The sequence below is a fragment of the Polynucleobacter sp. MWH-UH35A genome (assembly GCF_018687075.1).
Lineage (GTDB): Bacteria > Pseudomonadota > Gammaproteobacteria > Burkholderiales > Burkholderiaceae > Polynucleobacter.
Genome location: NZ_CP061285.1, coordinates 1213404 through 1228329, shown reverse-complemented (window position 1 = coordinate 1228329; position 14926 = coordinate 1213404). Strand labels below are relative to the sequence as shown.

14 protein-coding genes are annotated in these 14926 nt (G+C 47.6%); 8 read left to right on the top strand and 6 right to left on the bottom strand.

Translation table 11 applies throughout. The features are described 5' to 3' along the window. Positions 1-98: 98 nt before the first annotated feature. A complete protein-coding gene (gene metG, locus ICV36_RS06395) occupies positions 99-1769 on the bottom strand; it encodes a methionine--tRNA ligase (protein WP_215399867.1) in 1671 nt (556 codons plus the stop codon). 161 nt (positions 1770-1930) lie between these two features. On the opposite strand from metG, the gene ICV36_RS06390 reads away from it, so the two are divergent. The 6 genes from ICV36_RS06390 to ICV36_RS06365 all read left to right on the top strand — a co-directional run bounded on the left by ICV36_RS06390 (position 1931) and on the right by ICV36_RS06365 (position 7191). Next, complete coding sequence (locus ICV36_RS06390; protein ID WP_215399865.1) at positions 1931-2773, top strand: formate dehydrogenase accessory sulfurtransferase FdhD; 843 nt, start codon at positions 1931-1933, stop codon at positions 2771-2773. A gap of 40 nt (positions 2774-2813) precedes the next feature. Next, entirely contained in the window at positions 2814-3380 is a 567-nt protein-coding gene (gene dcd, locus ICV36_RS06385; protein WP_071464932.1) for a dCTP deaminase, read from the top strand. 12 nt (positions 3381-3392) lie between these two features. Next, complete coding sequence (locus ICV36_RS06380) at positions 3393-4307, top strand: ion channel (protein WP_215399863.1); 915 nt, start codon at positions 3393-3395, stop codon at positions 4305-4307. Then, the gene (locus ICV36_RS06375) at positions 4304-6571 is read left to right on the top strand and encodes an arginine/lysine/ornithine decarboxylase (RefSeq protein ID WP_215399862.1); all 2268 of its coding nucleotides are present in this window, start codon (positions 4304-4306) and stop codon (positions 6569-6571) included. The genes ICV36_RS06380 and ICV36_RS06375 overlap by 4 nt, the downstream gene beginning before the upstream one ends. Before the next feature lie 109 nt (positions 6572-6680). Continuing rightward, positions 6681-6938 (top strand): type II toxin-antitoxin system Phd/YefM family antitoxin, encoded by a 258-nt coding sequence (locus ICV36_RS06370; protein WP_215401590.1) that lies wholly within the window; start codon positions 6681-6683, stop codon positions 6936-6938. Continuing rightward, positions 6928-7191, top strand: coding sequence for a Txe/YoeB family addiction module toxin (locus tag ICV36_RS06365; RefSeq protein WP_215399860.1), 264 nt, complete (start codon positions 6928-6930; stop codon positions 7189-7191). The genes ICV36_RS06370 and ICV36_RS06365 overlap by 11 nt, the downstream gene beginning before the upstream one ends. Before the next feature lie 12 nt (positions 7192-7203). Here the strand turns inward: ICV36_RS06365 and ICV36_RS06360 are convergent, their stop codons facing one another. From ICV36_RS06360 to argH, 3 genes are read right to left on the bottom strand one after another with little or no spacing between them, the layout of a single operon-like run. Further along, entirely contained in the window at positions 7204-8733 is a 1530-nt protein-coding gene (locus ICV36_RS06360; protein ID WP_215399859.1) for a TRAP transporter large permease subunit, read from the bottom strand. Next, the gene (locus tag ICV36_RS06355; protein WP_215399858.1) at positions 8730-9281 is read right to left on the bottom strand and encodes a TRAP transporter small permease subunit; all 552 of its coding nucleotides are present in this window, start codon (positions 9279-9281) and stop codon (positions 8730-8732) included. Before ICV36_RS06355 ends, ICV36_RS06360 begins: the two co-directional genes overlap by 4 nt. A gap of 5 nt (positions 9282-9286) precedes the next feature. Continuing rightward, positions 9287-10705 (bottom strand): argininosuccinate lyase, encoded by a 1419-nt coding sequence (argH, locus tag ICV36_RS06350; protein ID WP_215399856.1) that lies wholly within the window; start codon positions 10703-10705, stop codon positions 9287-9289. A gap of 43 nt (positions 10706-10748) precedes the next feature. Here argH and hemC point away from each other — a divergent pair, with 43 nt between their 5' ends. Together hemC and ICV36_RS06340 are read left to right on the top strand one after the other, a co-directional pair. Next, on the top strand, positions 10749-11726 hold the full coding sequence (hemC, locus tag ICV36_RS06345) for a hydroxymethylbilane synthase (RefSeq protein ID WP_215399854.1): 978 nt from the start codon (positions 10749-10751) through the stop codon (positions 11724-11726). Between the two features lie 14 nt (positions 11727-11740). Continuing rightward, entirely contained in the window at positions 11741-12565 is an 825-nt protein-coding gene (locus ICV36_RS06340) for a uroporphyrinogen-III synthase (RefSeq protein ID WP_215399852.1), read from the top strand. Positions 12566-12581: 16 nt separating this feature from the next. Here ICV36_RS06340 and ICV36_RS06335 read toward each other — a convergent pair whose 3' ends face one another. Next, positions 12582-13154, bottom strand: coding sequence for a chorismate lyase (locus tag ICV36_RS06335; protein WP_215399850.1), 573 nt, complete (start codon positions 13152-13154; stop codon positions 12582-12584). Positions 13155-13156: 2 nt separating this feature from the next. Continuing rightward, on the bottom strand, positions 13157-14686 hold the full coding sequence (locus tag ICV36_RS06330; RefSeq protein ID WP_215399848.1) for a DEAD/DEAH box helicase: 1530 nt from the start codon (positions 14684-14686) through the stop codon (positions 13157-13159). Between the last annotated feature and the right edge of the window lie 240 nt (positions 14687-14926).

Below are 14926 nucleotides of genomic sequence, written 5' to 3'. Positions count from 1 at the left end.
TTCCTAAAATACTCAATAAATTCAATAACTTATAAAATTAATTCGAAAAGTTACCTGGGGACTACAACCCTCATTATAGGTGCTTTTTAGGGCTATTTTTACAAGTTTGCCGCTAGCAAAGCCTCAATTTGTGGGGCTTCCACGCGGGTCATGAGGTGTTTATAGGTCTTGATCGGGTTTTTGCTGGAAAGCGGGGTATTAATGTCTGCCCAAGTCAGGGGTGCCAAGGATAGGAATTCCTCAACCCCTGCAGCTACCTGAGGAATGACTGGCTTCATATAGAGGCTGAGCATTCGGAAAGCTTCCAGGGTTATGCTGCAAACTCGCTGCAAATCCGCTTCACGTGCTGGATCTTTGGCGATTTCCCAAGGTTTGTTCTCATCCACAAAGCCATTTACCTTATCAGCAAGTTCCATCACCGTGCGCAGTGCTTTTGCGTATTCGCGCCCCTCATAGAGTTCAGCAATTTTCTCGCTTGCTGCGGCAATGTCTTTTAGCAAAGGATTATTCATTGCTTCGTCAGAAACAATTCCACCAAAACGTTTGACTAAGAAGCCGGCGCTACGACTTGCGATATTAATGTACTTACCTAAAAGGTCGCTATTAACCCTCGCAACAAAGTCTTGGAGATTCAAATCTAAATCTTCCATACTGTCGTTTAGTTTGGTTGCAAAGTAATAACGGAACCATTCGGGATTAAAGCCACACTCAATCACGCTGTTGGCAGAAATCAAGGTGCCGCGTGACTTACTCATCTTCTCACCGTCAACGGTTAAAAAGCCATGAGCAAATACATTAGTCGGTGTGCGATAACCTGAAAACTGTAACGTTGCTGGCCAGAAGAGAGTATGGAAATACAAAATATCTTTGCCGATGAAATGGTATTGCTCAGTACTCGTATCAGGCTTGACCCACTCTTCAAAATCAAGGCCATTAGCCTGGCAATAGTTAAGGAAGCTGGCGTAATAGCCGATAGGGGCATCAAGCCAGACATAGAAGTATTTACCAGGCGCATCGGGAATTTCAAAGCCGAAATATGGGGCATCGCGGGAGATATCCCAGTCACCTAGCTTGCTTTCCCCTGGCTGGCCAACCCATTCTTTCATCTTATTGCGAGCCTCGGGCTGCAATGGTGTTTTTACTTGAGTCCACTCACGTAAAAATTCCTCGCAGCGGGGATCGGACAATTTAAAGAAGTAATGATCAGAAACTTTTTTAATTGGTGTTGCACCGCTGACTACTGAAAAAGGATTTTTTAGATCAGTAGGGGAATACGTTGCGCCACATTTTTCACAGTTGTCGCCATATTGATCTTTAGCGCCACACTTCGGACACTCGCCTTTGATAAAGCGATCCGGTAAAAACATTTCTTTCACTGGATCGTAGGCTTGCTCAATTGCACGCTTCTCAATCAGGCCAGCATCACGTAGCTTGATGTAAATATCTTGTGATAATTTTTTATTCTCCGGACTATCGGTTGTGTAGTAGTTGTCAAAAGAAATAAGAAAGTTATCAAAGTCACGCTTATGCTCTTTCCAAACATTGGCGATCAATTCTTTTGGGGTGAGACCTTCTTTTTCAGCACGCAACATAATTGGGGTGCCGTGTGTGTCATCAGCGCCAACGTAATGCACTTCGTGACCACGCATGCGCTGAAAGCGAACCCAAATATCGGTCTGAACATACTCCACGAGATGGCCGATATGGATCTGACCATTGGCGTACGGTAGGGCGGAGGTAACAAGAAGGCGGCGTTGAGAACTGCTCATGTAATGCGGACTTAATTTAGGGGGTTAAACAGCTAAATACGGTACAGCACCCAATTATGCTGGCTTATGCACTGATTTTAGTCTGCGGTTAAAGTAAAGCTCCATGAAGTCTTTATAAACCCCGATAAACTTCCTTTGAGTTCGACCCCGAGAGTGTATTTATGGCAGCAAAACCCACTATTCAGATGACCTGTGCTTCCGTGCCTGTTGTGCATGAGGTTGAGGTTATGGATGAAATGGGGCGTCTCAAAAAGACGCATATTCCTGGTGAGCGTCCTTTAACTATCTACCTAGATAAGCGTGAAGTGGTGACGCTGATGACCTTGGGTAGCGCCCCGGAGGCCTTGGTTCTGGGCTATTTGCGTAATCAGCGCCTAGTGGAGTCACCGGACGATATCGAAAGTATCCAGGTGGACTGGGAGACAGATTCAGCTGCGGTGAAAACCCGCCGAAGCACGGTCGATATAGATGCTCTAACGAGTAAGCGGGTCGTGACGACAGGTTGCGGTCAGGGCACGATGTTTGGCGGCTTGATTGAAGAGATGTCTGAGATCCAGCTTCCCGAAGGCCCAACCTTGCCCCAGGAGGCAATAGTTGCTTTGATTGACTCAATCCGGATCCATGACACGATTTACAAGAAGTCTGGATCGGTCCATGCCTGCGCCGTTTTTGAGCGAGACGGCAATGAAGGTGTACGTCTTCTGCATTTCATTGAAGACGTTGGTCGTCATAATGCGGTTGATTCGATTTCTGGCTTGATGTGGTTGGCCAATAAACCCGGGAGGGATCTCATTTTCTTTACTACTGGGCGCCTGACCTCCGAGATGGTCATCAAAGGTGCTCAGATGGGCATTCCTTTCCTATTGACTCGGTCAGGGATCACTTTGATGGGCCTCGAGTTGGCACGCAAGACCAATCTGACTATCCTCTCCCGCTGCTCTGGTAAACACTTCGAGATCTATAACGCTCCCGAGAGGGTCGTTTTTACCCAAAAACCCCAATAAATTCATGGGCAGGTAAGGGCGAAGGTTTTACAATTCGGCCATGACTATTAAATCTGACCACTGGATCCGCCGCATGGGCGAGCAAGGCATGATCAGCCCATTTGAACCTGGGCAAGTTCGCCAAGACGCCGCCGGCAACAAAATCGTCAGCTATGGCACATCAAGCTATGGCTATGACATTCGTTGTGCGGACGAATTCAAGATCTTCACCAACATCAATAGCACCATCGTTGATCCGAAGAATTTCGATGAACAATCATTCGTTGATTTCAAGGGCGATGTTTGCATCATTCCACCAAATTCATTTGCACTAGCAAGAACAGTGGAGTACTTCAAGATTCCACGCAGTGTATTAACTGTTTGCGTAGGCAAGAGCACCTATGCACGTTGCGGCATCATCGTAAACGTGACTCCATTCGAGCCAGAATGGGAAGGTTATGTCACGCTAGAGTTCTCAAACACCACTCCATTACCTGCCAAGATATACGCAGGTGAAGGTTGCGCTCAAGTGCTCTTCTTTGAGAGCGATGAGGTATGTGGTACGTCTTACAAAGATCGTGGCGGTAAATACCAGGGTCAGCGGGGCGTTACCCTGCCTAAGACCTAAGCCGTAACGGCAGTGCGTAAATTTTTATTTAATCGCCGTCCCGCACGGATTAACTTAGACGAATATCGCGCCACACTTTCGCGCTCTGAAATGGCGCGACCAGAAAATGATTTTTATCACTGGCTGCTTGGTACAAGTTGGACCAGCTTCTTACTGCTGGTTGTTTTAGTTTATCTAGGTACTAACCTTTTGTTTGCAGTAGCGTATTTGGCTTGTGGCGAAGGCGCTATTACCCATGCCCGTCCTGATTCCTTGCTAGACGTCTTTTTCTTTAGCGTACAGACTATGGCAACAATCGGCTACGGTCGCATGACGCCAGTGGGTAGTTGGCCAAATGCCATTGTGACTTTTGAAGCCTTCTTTGGAATTGTTTACTCTGCTCTGACAACAGGTTTAGCTTTTGCACGCTTTACTAGGCCCACTGCTGGCGTACGCTTTTCTAAAGTGGCTGTGGTTGGAAGCCATGATGGCGTAAAAACATTTAAGTTTCGGGTTGCTAATGATCGGAGCTCGCACATTGTGGAGGCGCAATTACGTTTGTGGTTGATTGCCGAGAGCATGACCAGTGAAGGTGAGCGCTATCGCCGCTCAGTTGAGTTGCAGTTACATCGCTCTGAGAGTCCAGTGTTCTCATTAACTTGGACTGCAATGCATAGCGTGGATGAGACAAGCACCCTAAAGGACTATTTGGGTAAAACGGCTATTGAGCGTCAATGGCATTTACTGATTACCTTTACGGGCTATCACGAAAGCTTAGCAAACCAAGTGTATGCGCGCCATGTGTACTTGCCTAGGGATGTGCAGCAAAATGCAACATTCATCGATATAGTCACAGCATTACCAGATGGGGATCGAGTTATTGATCTCACTAATTTTGATAAGTGGGTTCCGAATACATCGGACAAGTTAGTAGGGGAGTATTTATGAAATTTCGTTTCCCAATCATCATTATTGATGAGGACTTCCGTTCCGAGAATATTTCCGGATCAGGAATTCGCGACCTCGCCGAGGCGATTGAGAATGAGGGTATGGAGGTTATTGGCTTAACCAGCTATGGTGATCTGACTTCATTTGCTCAACAAGCTTCTCGTGCATCCACTTTCATCGTTTCGATCGATGATGAAGAATTCGACTCCGATTCTGAAGATCATGATCTTCCAGCTTTAAATAACCTACGTGCTTTTATTACCGAAGTACGTAAGCGTAATGAAGATATTCCAATCTTCTTGTATGGCGAGACTCGCACCTCACGTCATATGCCGAATGACATCTTGCGTGAGTTACACGGCTTTATTCATATGAATGAAGATACACCTGAGTTTGTTGCGCGTCACATTATTCGTGAAGCAAAGGTGTATTTGGATTCTCTGGCGCCACCATTCTTCCGTGCGTTAACTAACTACGCCTCTGAAGGTTCGTATTCTTGGCATTGCCCCGGTCACTCGGGCGGCGTTGCATTCCTAAAGAGCCCAGTAGGGCGTATGTTCCATCAGTTCTTTGGTGAAAACATGCTGCGTGCTGACGTGTGTAATGCGGTAGAAGAATTAGGTCAGCTTTTGGACCATACTGGTCCAGTGTTGCAGAGTGAGCGCAATGCGGCGCGGATCTTTAACGCAGATCATATGTTCTTTGTGACCAACGGCACATCGACTTCAAACAAAATTGTTTGGCATTCCACTGTTGCCCCTGGCGACGTGGTATTGGTAGACCGCAATTGCCATAAGTCAGTTATTCATTCCATCACCATGATGGGTGCGATCCCCATCTTCTTAATGCCTACCCGTAATCACTTAGGCATCATCGGTCCGATTCCGAAAGAAGAGTTTGGGTGGAAGAACATTCAGAAGAAGATTGATGCCAATCCATTCATTAAGGATAAGAATGTAGTACCCCGTGTGATGACTTTGACGCAAAGCACTTATGACGGCATCGTTTACAACGTTGAAATGATCAAAGAGATGCTGGATGGCAAAGTCGACTCTCTGCATTTTGATGAAGCATGGTTGCCACACGCTGCCTTCCATCCTTTCTACAAGGATATGCATGCCATCGGAGCGGATCGCAAGCGCACCAAGAAAAGTTTAATGTTCGCAACACAGTCAACACATAAGCTGCTTGCGGGTTTATCGCAGGCATCCCAGGTGTTGGTGCAGGATGCAGAAGATGCAAAGCTAGATCGTGATTGTTTCAATGAGGCTTACTTGATGCACACCTCGACTAGTCCTCAGTACGCAATTATTGCGTCATGCGACGTCTCGGCGGCCATGATGGAATCTCCTGGCGGTACTACCCTAGTTGAAGAGTCTATTGCCGAGGCAATGGACTTCCGCCGCGCGATGCGTGAAGTAGATGATAAGTTTGGAGCTGACTGGTGGTTTAAGGTCTGGGGCCCAGATCATTTAGCAGAAGAGGGTATTGGTGAGCGCTCCGATTGGGTCTTAGAGCCTTCCGCTGCTTGGCATGACTTTGGTAAGTTAGCCAAAGACTTCAACATGCTCGATCCTATTAAGGCAACAGTAGTCACGCCTGGTTTAGATATTGAGGGTAACTTTGGTTCGATGGGCATTCCAGCGAGCATTGTGACAAAGTATCTTGCTGAGCACGGAGTTATTGTAGAGAAGTGCGGTCTGTACTCTTTCTTCATTATGTTCACAATCGGCATTACCAAAGGTCGTTGGAATACGCTTGTCACTGAGTTGCAGCAGTTCAAAGACCACTTTGATAAAAATGCACCTTTGTGGAAAGTGCTACCTGAGTTTGTTGCCAAACACCCACGCTATGAGCGCGTAGGCTTAAAAGATATCTGTCAACAAATTCATGAGTTCTATAAGAGTCGTGATGTAGCGCGCATGACCACTGAGATGTATACCTCAGACATGGTTCCAGCCATGATGCCTTCAGAGGCATGGGCAAAGATGGCGCACAAACAAGTTGATCGTGTACCACTTGACCAACTCGAGGGGCGCGTAACGGCAATGTTGGTAACACCATATCCTCCAGGCATTCCTTTGCTGATTCCTGGCGAGCGCTTCAATAAACGCATCATTGACTACCTCTACTTTGCTAGAGACTTCAATGAGAGGTTCCCTGGGTTTGAATCGGATATCCACGGATTGGTTAAAGCCAATGTCGATGGCAAGAGTGAATACTACGTAGACTGCGTAAGGCAAGAGCGTGATATCACTCTTTGATCGAAACAAGCTTGATATTTAAAACCCCGCATTTGCGGGGTTTTTTACTTGCGCAGAGCAAGAAGACTCTCTATACTTGTCTAATATATTGTACAGGTTTGGGGGCATGATGAGGATCATTAATTTTTCTGACGCAAGAAATCAATTTAAGCAAGTAATTGATCAGGTAGTGGCAGATTGTGACATTGCTGTTATCTCGCGCAGAGATGCAGAAGATGCTGTAGTGATGTCTTTGAATACCTATAACAGCATGATGGAAACACTCCACTTATTAAAATCTCCCGCTAACGTTAAACATCTGGAGAAATCTTTGGCGCAATATCGCAAAGGGCACATCAAAGCAAAGGCCTTGGTGGATGCTAAGTAGGCTGGTGTGGACAAATGCAGCATGGTCTGACTATGTGTATTGGCAGGGGCAGGACAAAAAAACCTTAAAGCGTATTAACTCTTTAATTAAAGATGCCTTAAGAAATCCACAGGATGGTATTGGGAAACCAGAGGAGCTTAGGGAGAGTCTGTCAGGATTTTGGTCAAGAAGAATCGATGATGCACATCGGCTAGTGTATGCAATTGAAAAAGACCAGCTTGTAATAATTGCTTGTCGATATCACTATGAATAGCTATGTGGCTGCTTATTTAACCGGCTTATCCAGTTGAAAGGTCACCGGAGCATCCTCATCCACTTTAGAGGCTGGGGCATCTGGTTTATTTTCTTCGCCAGTGAAGTTAAAGTCCTGGCTCTGAATCACAGCAGCAGGCTTATCCAGAAGAGTTGTTACTAGCGACGGGAAGGCGATCACCAAAACAACCATGATTAATTGCAGGCCAACCCAGGGCAAGGCTCCCCAATAGATATCACTGCTCTTCACCTCTTTGGGTGCCACGCCCCTGAGGTAGAAAAGGGCAAAACCAAATGGCGGATGCATAAAGGAGGTTTGCATGTTTACACAGAGCATGACACCGAACCAAACCAGTGCAGCACTTGCTGCTGCTTGAGGATTGCCATTCATGGACTCGAGCAACACTGGTGAAAGTAGCTTCACTGCTACTGGTGCCAGCATGGGTACAGCGATGAAGGCGATCTCAAAGAAGTCTAAGAAGAAGGCTAAGAAAAAAACAAATAAGTTCACAACAATCAAAAAGCCAATCCAGCCACCAGGTAAATTAGAAAACAGCTCTTCAACCCAAAAGCCGCCATCCACGCCTTGGAATGCCACCGAGAAGCAGGTAGAGCCAATCAGAATGAAAACTACCATCGCAGTAATCCGCATGGTGTTCTGATAAGCCTCTTGTACTAGGCCTTTGAGGTTCGGAATGCTAGCTCTACGTAGCCACGCCAATAAAAGTGCACCCATTGCACCCATGGCACCAGACTCTGTGGGTGTGGCAATGCCAGTCATGATGGTGCCTAGAACCAAGAAGATCAGAACGGCAGAAGGGATGATTCCCAGTAGACACTTTTTCCACAGCGCCCATCCCTTGAGTGTTAGGTCGCTTTCTGGCACTGGCGGCAAATAATCGGGGCGAACACGACTTAGGAAGAAGGTGTAAAGAGCAAATAGGGCAATTTGTAAAAGCGATGGACCCCACGCCCCAAGGTACATGCTGCCGACATCGGCGCTGCCGCTTTGCGTCTTGAGTTGATCTGCTAAAACAATGAGTACTAAGGATGGCGGTACCAGTTGAGTAATGGTTCCTGAGGCGGCTAGAACGCCGGTGGCGTAGCGCATGTTGTAGCCGTAACGCATCATCACTGGTAAGGAGATCATCGCCATAGCAATCACCTGAGCAGCTACTGTGCCAGTAATGGCGCCCAATATAAAACCAACGATGATGACGGAGTAACCGAGGCCGCCCCGAATACGTCCAAAAAGTTGCCCCATCGAGTCCAGCATCTCTTCGGCAAGACCACAGCGCTCCAAGATGGCACCCATAAAGGTAAAGAAGGGAATAGCCAGCAGTAGATCGTTGGCCAGCACGCTACCAAAGATGCGTTGCGGAATGGCCTGCAAGAATGCGATACCAAAAAAGCCTTCACTAATTGCAATCAGGGAGAAAAATAATCCTGCTGCCATCAACGAGAATGCGACCGGAAAGCCAATCAGCATAAAGACAATCAGTCCACCAAACATGAGGGGCGGCATCCACTCCAATGGAATCATTGCATGGGCTTTTCGTAATGAAGGTCTTCAGCTGGTAAGGTAATCTCGCCTCTAAGGGCGCCGATACGCTTGATGATTTCTGAAACTCCTTGCAGGCTGAGCATGAAGAAACCAAATGGAACAACAAATTTAATAGGGTAGCGTGCGAGACCGCCAGAATTCAATGAATGCTCCATCACCAACCAAGATGGATAAAAGAGCGTAGTCCATGAGAGCCATGCGAACAGAAGACAGGCCGGCATCAAAAAAAGAATGAAGCCAAAAAGGTCTACCCACAAACGGCCACGATCAGAAAGCTGAGAGTAAATTAAATCGACTCGCACATGCTCATTGCGCCTCAAAGTGTAGGATGCGCCTAGCATGACCGCAGCTGCAAAGAGGTACCACTGAAGTTCCAATGGCCAGTTGTTGCTGACGTCTAGGCCATAGCGCAGCAGGGCATTTAGCGCAGATACAACGCAGGACAGCAAAATCATGATGCTGGCTGCCTTACCCAGAAGCTGATTTACACGATCAATGCCTGCAGAGAGTTTGGACCAAAACCCCATGCACTTTAGAGGTCTGCGCGACCCCGTTTAACAGCGGCAATTACCTGGGCTGGCGCAGTACCGCCAGCATGTTGGCGAGATTGGACGGAGCCATCAACAGTCAGTAGCGCAAACACATCGTCGCCGATCAGTTCGGGTCGACTATCTAAACCGCAGGCAAAACGCAATTCAGAAAGACTTAAGTCAGTCAGCATGCAGTTTCTGCCAACACAGGCTTTAACGGCATGCGCTACTGCTTCATGTGCGTCACGAAATGCCAGACCTTTTTTAACTAAATAGTCAGCCAAGTCGGTTGCTGTTGCAAAACCTTCTTCGGCAGCTTTCTTCATCACTTCGGCTTTAACTTCAATGTGTGGAACCATGTCGGCAAAAATACGCAAAGTATCTTGTACGGTATCTACCGCATCAAATAAAGGCTCTTTGTCCTCTTGATTATCTTTGTTGTATGCGAGGGGCTGACCCTTCATGAGCGTCAGTAAAGAAATCAAGTCGCCATAAACGCGACCCGTCTTACCACGAGCTAATTCTGGGACATCGGGATTCTTCTTTTGCGGCATGATTGAGCTTCCAGTGCAAAAGCGGTCTGGTAGATCAATAAAGCCAAAGCGTGGGCTCAACCAAAGGATGAGCTCTTCAGAAAGGCGCGATATGTGCATCATCAAAATCGATGCAAAGGCGCAGAACTCAATCGCAAAGTCACGATCAGATACTGCGTCCAAGGAGTTATTGCAGATGCCATCAAACCCAAGCGCCTTGGCGACTTGCTCGCGATCGATTGGGTAAGTAGTTCCTGCTAATGCAGCGGCACCTAAAGGCAAGTGATTAAAGCGGGCGCGCAAGTCAGTTAAGCGACTTGCGTCACGGCTAAACATTTCGTAATAGGCCATTAAGTGGTGGCCAAAAGTAATCGGTTGCGCTACTTGCAAATGCGTATGGCCAGGCATGATCGTCGATGCATACTTCTCTGCCAAATCTAAAAGTGCCACACGTAAAGATTTGAGTGTGACCGCAATGTCGTCCACGCTAGCACGCAACCAAAGCCGCAAATCAGTCGCCACTTGGTCATTGCGTGAGCGTCCAGTATGTAAACGTTTGCCAGCGTCGCCTACTAATTCAGTGAGACGGGCTTCAATATTGAGGTGCACATCTTCGAGGGCCAGTTGCCAATTAAATTGACCAGACTCGATTTCGCTCTTAATTTGAGCCATTCCCTTCTGAATATCAGCCAAATCTTGGGTGCTAATGATCTTTTGATTGGCTAGCATTTCGGCATGGGCTAATGAGCCGGCAATATCAACCATCGCAAAGCGTTGATCAAAGCCAATAGAAGCGGTATAACGCTGAACAAGTTCGTCAACGGGTTCTGCAAAACGGGCCGACCAAGCTTGGGCTTTGTTGGCTAAGGAATTATTTGATGAGCTCATAAACACAGTATATTGGTGTAGGTCTTTGATTATTTTAAATGTTATGTCCCAAACCCTGAATTCCACCCCCTCATCCGCTTTTCCGGCCGCCCCCAAGCGCCTAGTCATTGCTTCCCGTGAAAGTCGCCTGGCTATGTGGCAGGCTGAGCATGTCCGAGATTGCCTCAAAAAGCTCTATCCAGGCTGCGATGTCCAGATTTTGGGGATGACTACCCGTGGGGATCAGATTTTGGACAGGGCTCTCTCTAAAGTGGGTGGTAAGGGCCTTTTTGTGAAGGAGTTGGAAACCGCTCTCGAAGACGGTCGTGCTGACCTGGCAGTTCACTCCCTGAAGGATGTTCCTATGGTGATGCCTGAGGGATTTGACCTTTCATGCGTGATGGCTAGGGAGGATGCACGTGATGCTTTTGTTTCCAATAATTACGCCAACCTTGAAGAGCTTCCTAGCGGCGCAATAGTAGGTACATCCAGTCTGCGCCGCGAGTCCGTTTTGCGCGCTAAGTTTCCTCATCTCATCATTCAACCATTGCGCGGTAATTTAGATACCCGCATGGGTAAGTTAGACAAAGGCGAGTATCAGGCCATCATCTTGGCGGCCGCTGGTTTAAAGCGCTTAGGCTTGGAGTCACGTATTCGCGCCTTCTTGCCTTACGATCCTTACACGCCAGCTGCAGGTCAGGGTGCTCTTGGTATCGAAACTTTAAGCAAGCATCCCAATATCAAGCAATGGCTTGCTCCACTAAATGACTTACCTACTTTATTCGCAGTATCTGCTGAGCGTATGGTGTCACGTCAACTAGGTGGATCATGCGAAGTACCCCTTGCTGCTCATGCTATATGGGATCAGAACCAAATGAGCATTCGATCTTTTGTGGCAAGCGTTGATGGCAAAGCCATTTGTTTGGCGAATGGAATTGGGGTAGTGCAATCTGTGGCAGACGCTGAAGCTTTGGGACTTGTTGTAGCAAAAGACTTGCTGTCTCAGGGCGCGGCAGATTTGATCCCCAAGATTTCTAAATAAAAGTATTTGTAGCGATGAGCACTAAAACTATTGTCGTTACCAGACCAAGCGGTCAGGCGCGCCAGCTGATTGAAGTGCTCACTCGGGCCATTGAGGCAAGTGGTGTTGGTAAGCGCACCCTCCCAGAAATACTGTCCTTGCCTTTACTAACTATCGTTCCCAAGTCAGATGAACATTTAGCGGATCATATCGCCACGTCTTTGAGTAATGCGGATCTGGCGATCTTTGTCAGCCCGAACGCCATCGAGAGTGTGATGCGTTTATTGGAGCGAGATTGGCAAGACTTTTCTAAAAAGATTATTCCAATTGGTGTGATGGGCGGTAGTAGTCATTTAGCTCTAAAGAATCACGGCATTGGCTCAGAAGACAATCCCACCCCCATCATCATTCCTAAAAATAATGAGCAGTGGGACTCTGAGGGTTTGTGGCAAGAGCTCCAAGCTTTGCAGTGGAATTGGCGCAATAAAAAAGTAGTGATCTTTAAAGGTGAGGGTGGCCGCGATTGGCTTGCAGAAACATTGCTCAAGGCGGGCGCTACTGTAGAGACCATTTCTACATATAGTCGAGTGCCCTTAGATATTGATAATCCAGCTTGGCAACTTGTGCGAGAAATGGATTTGAGTAAATCGCTATGGTTGCTGACCTCATCAGAAGCCGTGCGCTATCTTGGTGAGGTGATAAAAGATCAATTTACGTACAACCTCAATAGTGCCAGTGCACTTTGCCCACATCACAATATTGCGGATGCGGCAGAGATGATTGGGTTTGGAGAAGTCTTTACTAGCGAACCAGGCGATGAAGCCTTGGTGAAATCAACCTTAGCTTGGTTGACAATCTAAAAGTCAAAGCAAGTAACTAGAACTTTGCAGCCTCTAATAGGGCAGGTAAGAAGATTTCAATCACCAAGATAGGATGACCCTTTAAGCGATAGAGAGTGCGTCGCGCCCACAAAGGCGAGCATAAACCTGCAAAGTTTTTAGAGCATTTTTTCCATAGTTCACTGCCTTTATCGAGGCGGGCAATGTCCCGCGGTGGCTTTGCTTTGGAATGCTTGCGGGTTTTACTGAATAACACCGCTCCTAAGGGTTTGGAACCTAAACGCAAAATGGCGTGATTACTACCGCTGGAACTAAAGGTGGGGATGACGCTGTGCGCCATTACCAAAGGCACACCATTAGAGCAAAGCAGTACCTCACGCACTCTACAGCGCCTGATCTTGAAATGAAAATAGCGACTTTCGTCGCTATTGAGTGATTGAGGGCAGTCACGCAAAACCTGAACTTCTAGCTTTTGCCCAATCGCCTTTTCAATTTTTTGAGTGAGAGATCCGGTATCGCTTAACCAAGCTTGCCATTTGCGGGGCGCCCGATGGATTTCACCGGAACCGACTCGATTCCATGCAGAACGGAGGCGATTACGGTGAATCATTTTTAGCTACCGCTAAAGTTGCGACGTTGACCGCCAGACTTAGGTTTGGCAAAACGTGGGCCACCCGCTGGACGCGAATCACCAAAGCGTGATGGACGTGAATCAGCGGAGCGCGCTGGGCGTGAGTCGCCTGAGCGACCGCCGCCAGCATTGCCGCCTGAGCCACCACCGCCAAAGCGAGATTCCGAACGAGCGCCTGAGCCGTAACGACCGCCACCACCGCCTGAGCGATTGCCGCCGAAGCCGCCGCCTGAACGACCACCACCGCCTGAACGTCCGCCACCAGAGCGATTGCCACCGCCAAAGCTAGGCTTGGCTTGTGGCTCAAGACCGGAAATGACTGAAGCGACAATATCTTGCTGTGTGAAGCGTTCGATATTACGGATCTTCGCGCGATCACGATGCTCGACCAAAGTGATAGCAACACCATTACGACCTGCACGACCAGTACGGCCGATACGATGCGTATAGTCTTCCGGTTTCATTGGCAAGCCAAAGTTAATCACGTGACTGATGCGTGGCACATCAATACCGCGAGCTGCTACGTCAGTTGCAACCAAAATCTTGGTGTGACCTTTGCGTAAGGACTCGAGACGACGCATGCGCACAGCTTGAGGCATTGCACCGTGAAGAGCAGTAGCTTCGTAGCCGTTAGCACGTAATGTGTCAGCAATTTTTTCGCTCTCAACTTGAGTGCTCGCAAACACAACTGCTTGATCCAAATCAGCATCAGCCAAAATGTGCTCAAGCAACTTATGCTTGTGTGACATGCTGTCAGCCCAATGCAACTTCTGTTCAATGTTGGCGTGCTTTTCACCTGCGTGAGCAAGTTCAATACGCTTGGCATCTGTAGTCAACTCGTTTGCTAAAGACATAATCTTTGGCGCGAAAGTTGCGGAGAACATCAAAGTTTGGTTACGGCCTGCGCAACGCTTATCAATTGCCTCGAGATCATCCGCAAATCCCATGTCGAGCATGCGATCAGCTTCGTCGATAACGAGTTGCTTTACGTCGTCTAAGCGAATCGCTTTGCTATCACACAAGTCTAGTAAGCGACCTGGAGTTGCAACCACTAACAAAGCACCTTTTAGTGCCTGGATTTGCTTGCCGTAAGGCATGCCACCCATCACAGTAGCAATACGAATGCCCTTCATGCCACGCACTAAGTTCACCGCATCTGCAGCAACCTGTTGTGCTAATTCACGGGTAGGGCAGAGCACTAGCACTTTAGGTTGTGCGCGACCTGGTACAGGTGAGTTATTCGGGTTGTCTTCGATGAGTTGGTTAATTAAAGGTAATAAAAAGGCTGCGGTTTTACCGCTACCGGTTTGGCTGCTGACCAATAAGTCACCACCAGATAAGGCTGCAGGAATAACCTGTGCCTGTACATTGGTAGCTTGGGTAAAACCCAGTTCAGCAACGTTTTTAAGGAGTGATGCCGCGAGGGCGAAATTCTGGAATTCATTACCAGCGCTCTTTGAGCCGCGACTTGCGTCTTTTGGCTCATGTTTAGTTTCTTTAGAAAAAGTCATGCTATTACACATCCCCTTTTAGGGATGTCTCCGTATGTTGCACCCATAGTTTTTATAAGGTGCGATGGTCAAAGGCATCGACCATCAGACAAGCGGCAGCGCGTATTATGAACTTCGGTGTTTATGACTTCTAAACGGTACGCTGAAATAGAGCTGGGGGGCGATGAATCAAATTGCTTAAAAAAGCCCCTCATTATGACAGTTTGAGCAAGTAATTACAAGGGTTTTCCCGAATTAATT

Coding starts and splice junctions, on each gene's coding strand:
- dcd (WP_071464932.1), top strand. CDS start 2,814: ATGACTATTAAATCTGACCACTGGATCCGCCGCATGGGCGAGCAAGGC.
- ICV36_RS06390 (WP_215399865.1), top strand. CDS start 1,931: ATGGCAGCAAAACCCACTATTCAGATGACCTGTGCTTCCGTGCCTGTT.
- ICV36_RS06355 (WP_215399858.1), bottom strand. CDS start 9,281: ATGGGGTTTTGGTCCAAACTCTCTGCAGGCATTGATCGTGTAAATCAG.
- ICV36_RS06335 (WP_215399850.1), bottom strand. CDS start 13,154: ATGATTCACCGTAATCGCCTCCGTTCTGCATGGAATCGAGTCGGTTCC.
- ICV36_RS06375 (WP_215399862.1), top strand. CDS start 4,304: ATGAAATTTCGTTTCCCAATCATCATTATTGATGAGGACTTCCGTTCC.
- argH (WP_215399856.1), bottom strand. CDS start 10,705: ATGAGCTCATCAAATAATTCCTTAGCCAACAAAGCCCAAGCTTGGTCG.
- ICV36_RS06330 (WP_215399848.1), bottom strand. CDS start 14,686: ATGACTTTTTCTAAAGAAACTAAACATGAGCCAAAAGACGCAAGTCGC.
- metG (WP_215399867.1), bottom strand. CDS start 1,769: ATGAGCAGTTCTCAACGCCGCCTTCTTGTTACCTCCGCCCTACCGTAC.
- ICV36_RS06340 (WP_215399852.1), top strand. CDS start 11,741: ATGAGCACTAAAACTATTGTCGTTACCAGACCAAGCGGTCAGGCGCGC.
- ICV36_RS06370 (WP_215401590.1), top strand. CDS start 6,681: ATGAGGATCATTAATTTTTCTGACGCAAGAAATCAATTTAAGCAAGTA.
- ICV36_RS06365 (WP_215399860.1), top strand. CDS start 6,928: ATGCTAAGTAGGCTGGTGTGGACAAATGCAGCATGGTCTGACTATGTG.
- hemC (WP_215399854.1), top strand. CDS start 10,749: ATGTCCCAAACCCTGAATTCCACCCCCTCATCCGCTTTTCCGGCCGCC.
- ICV36_RS06360 (WP_215399859.1), bottom strand. CDS start 8,733: ATGATTCCATTGGAGTGGATGCCGCCCCTCATGTTTGGTGGACTGATT.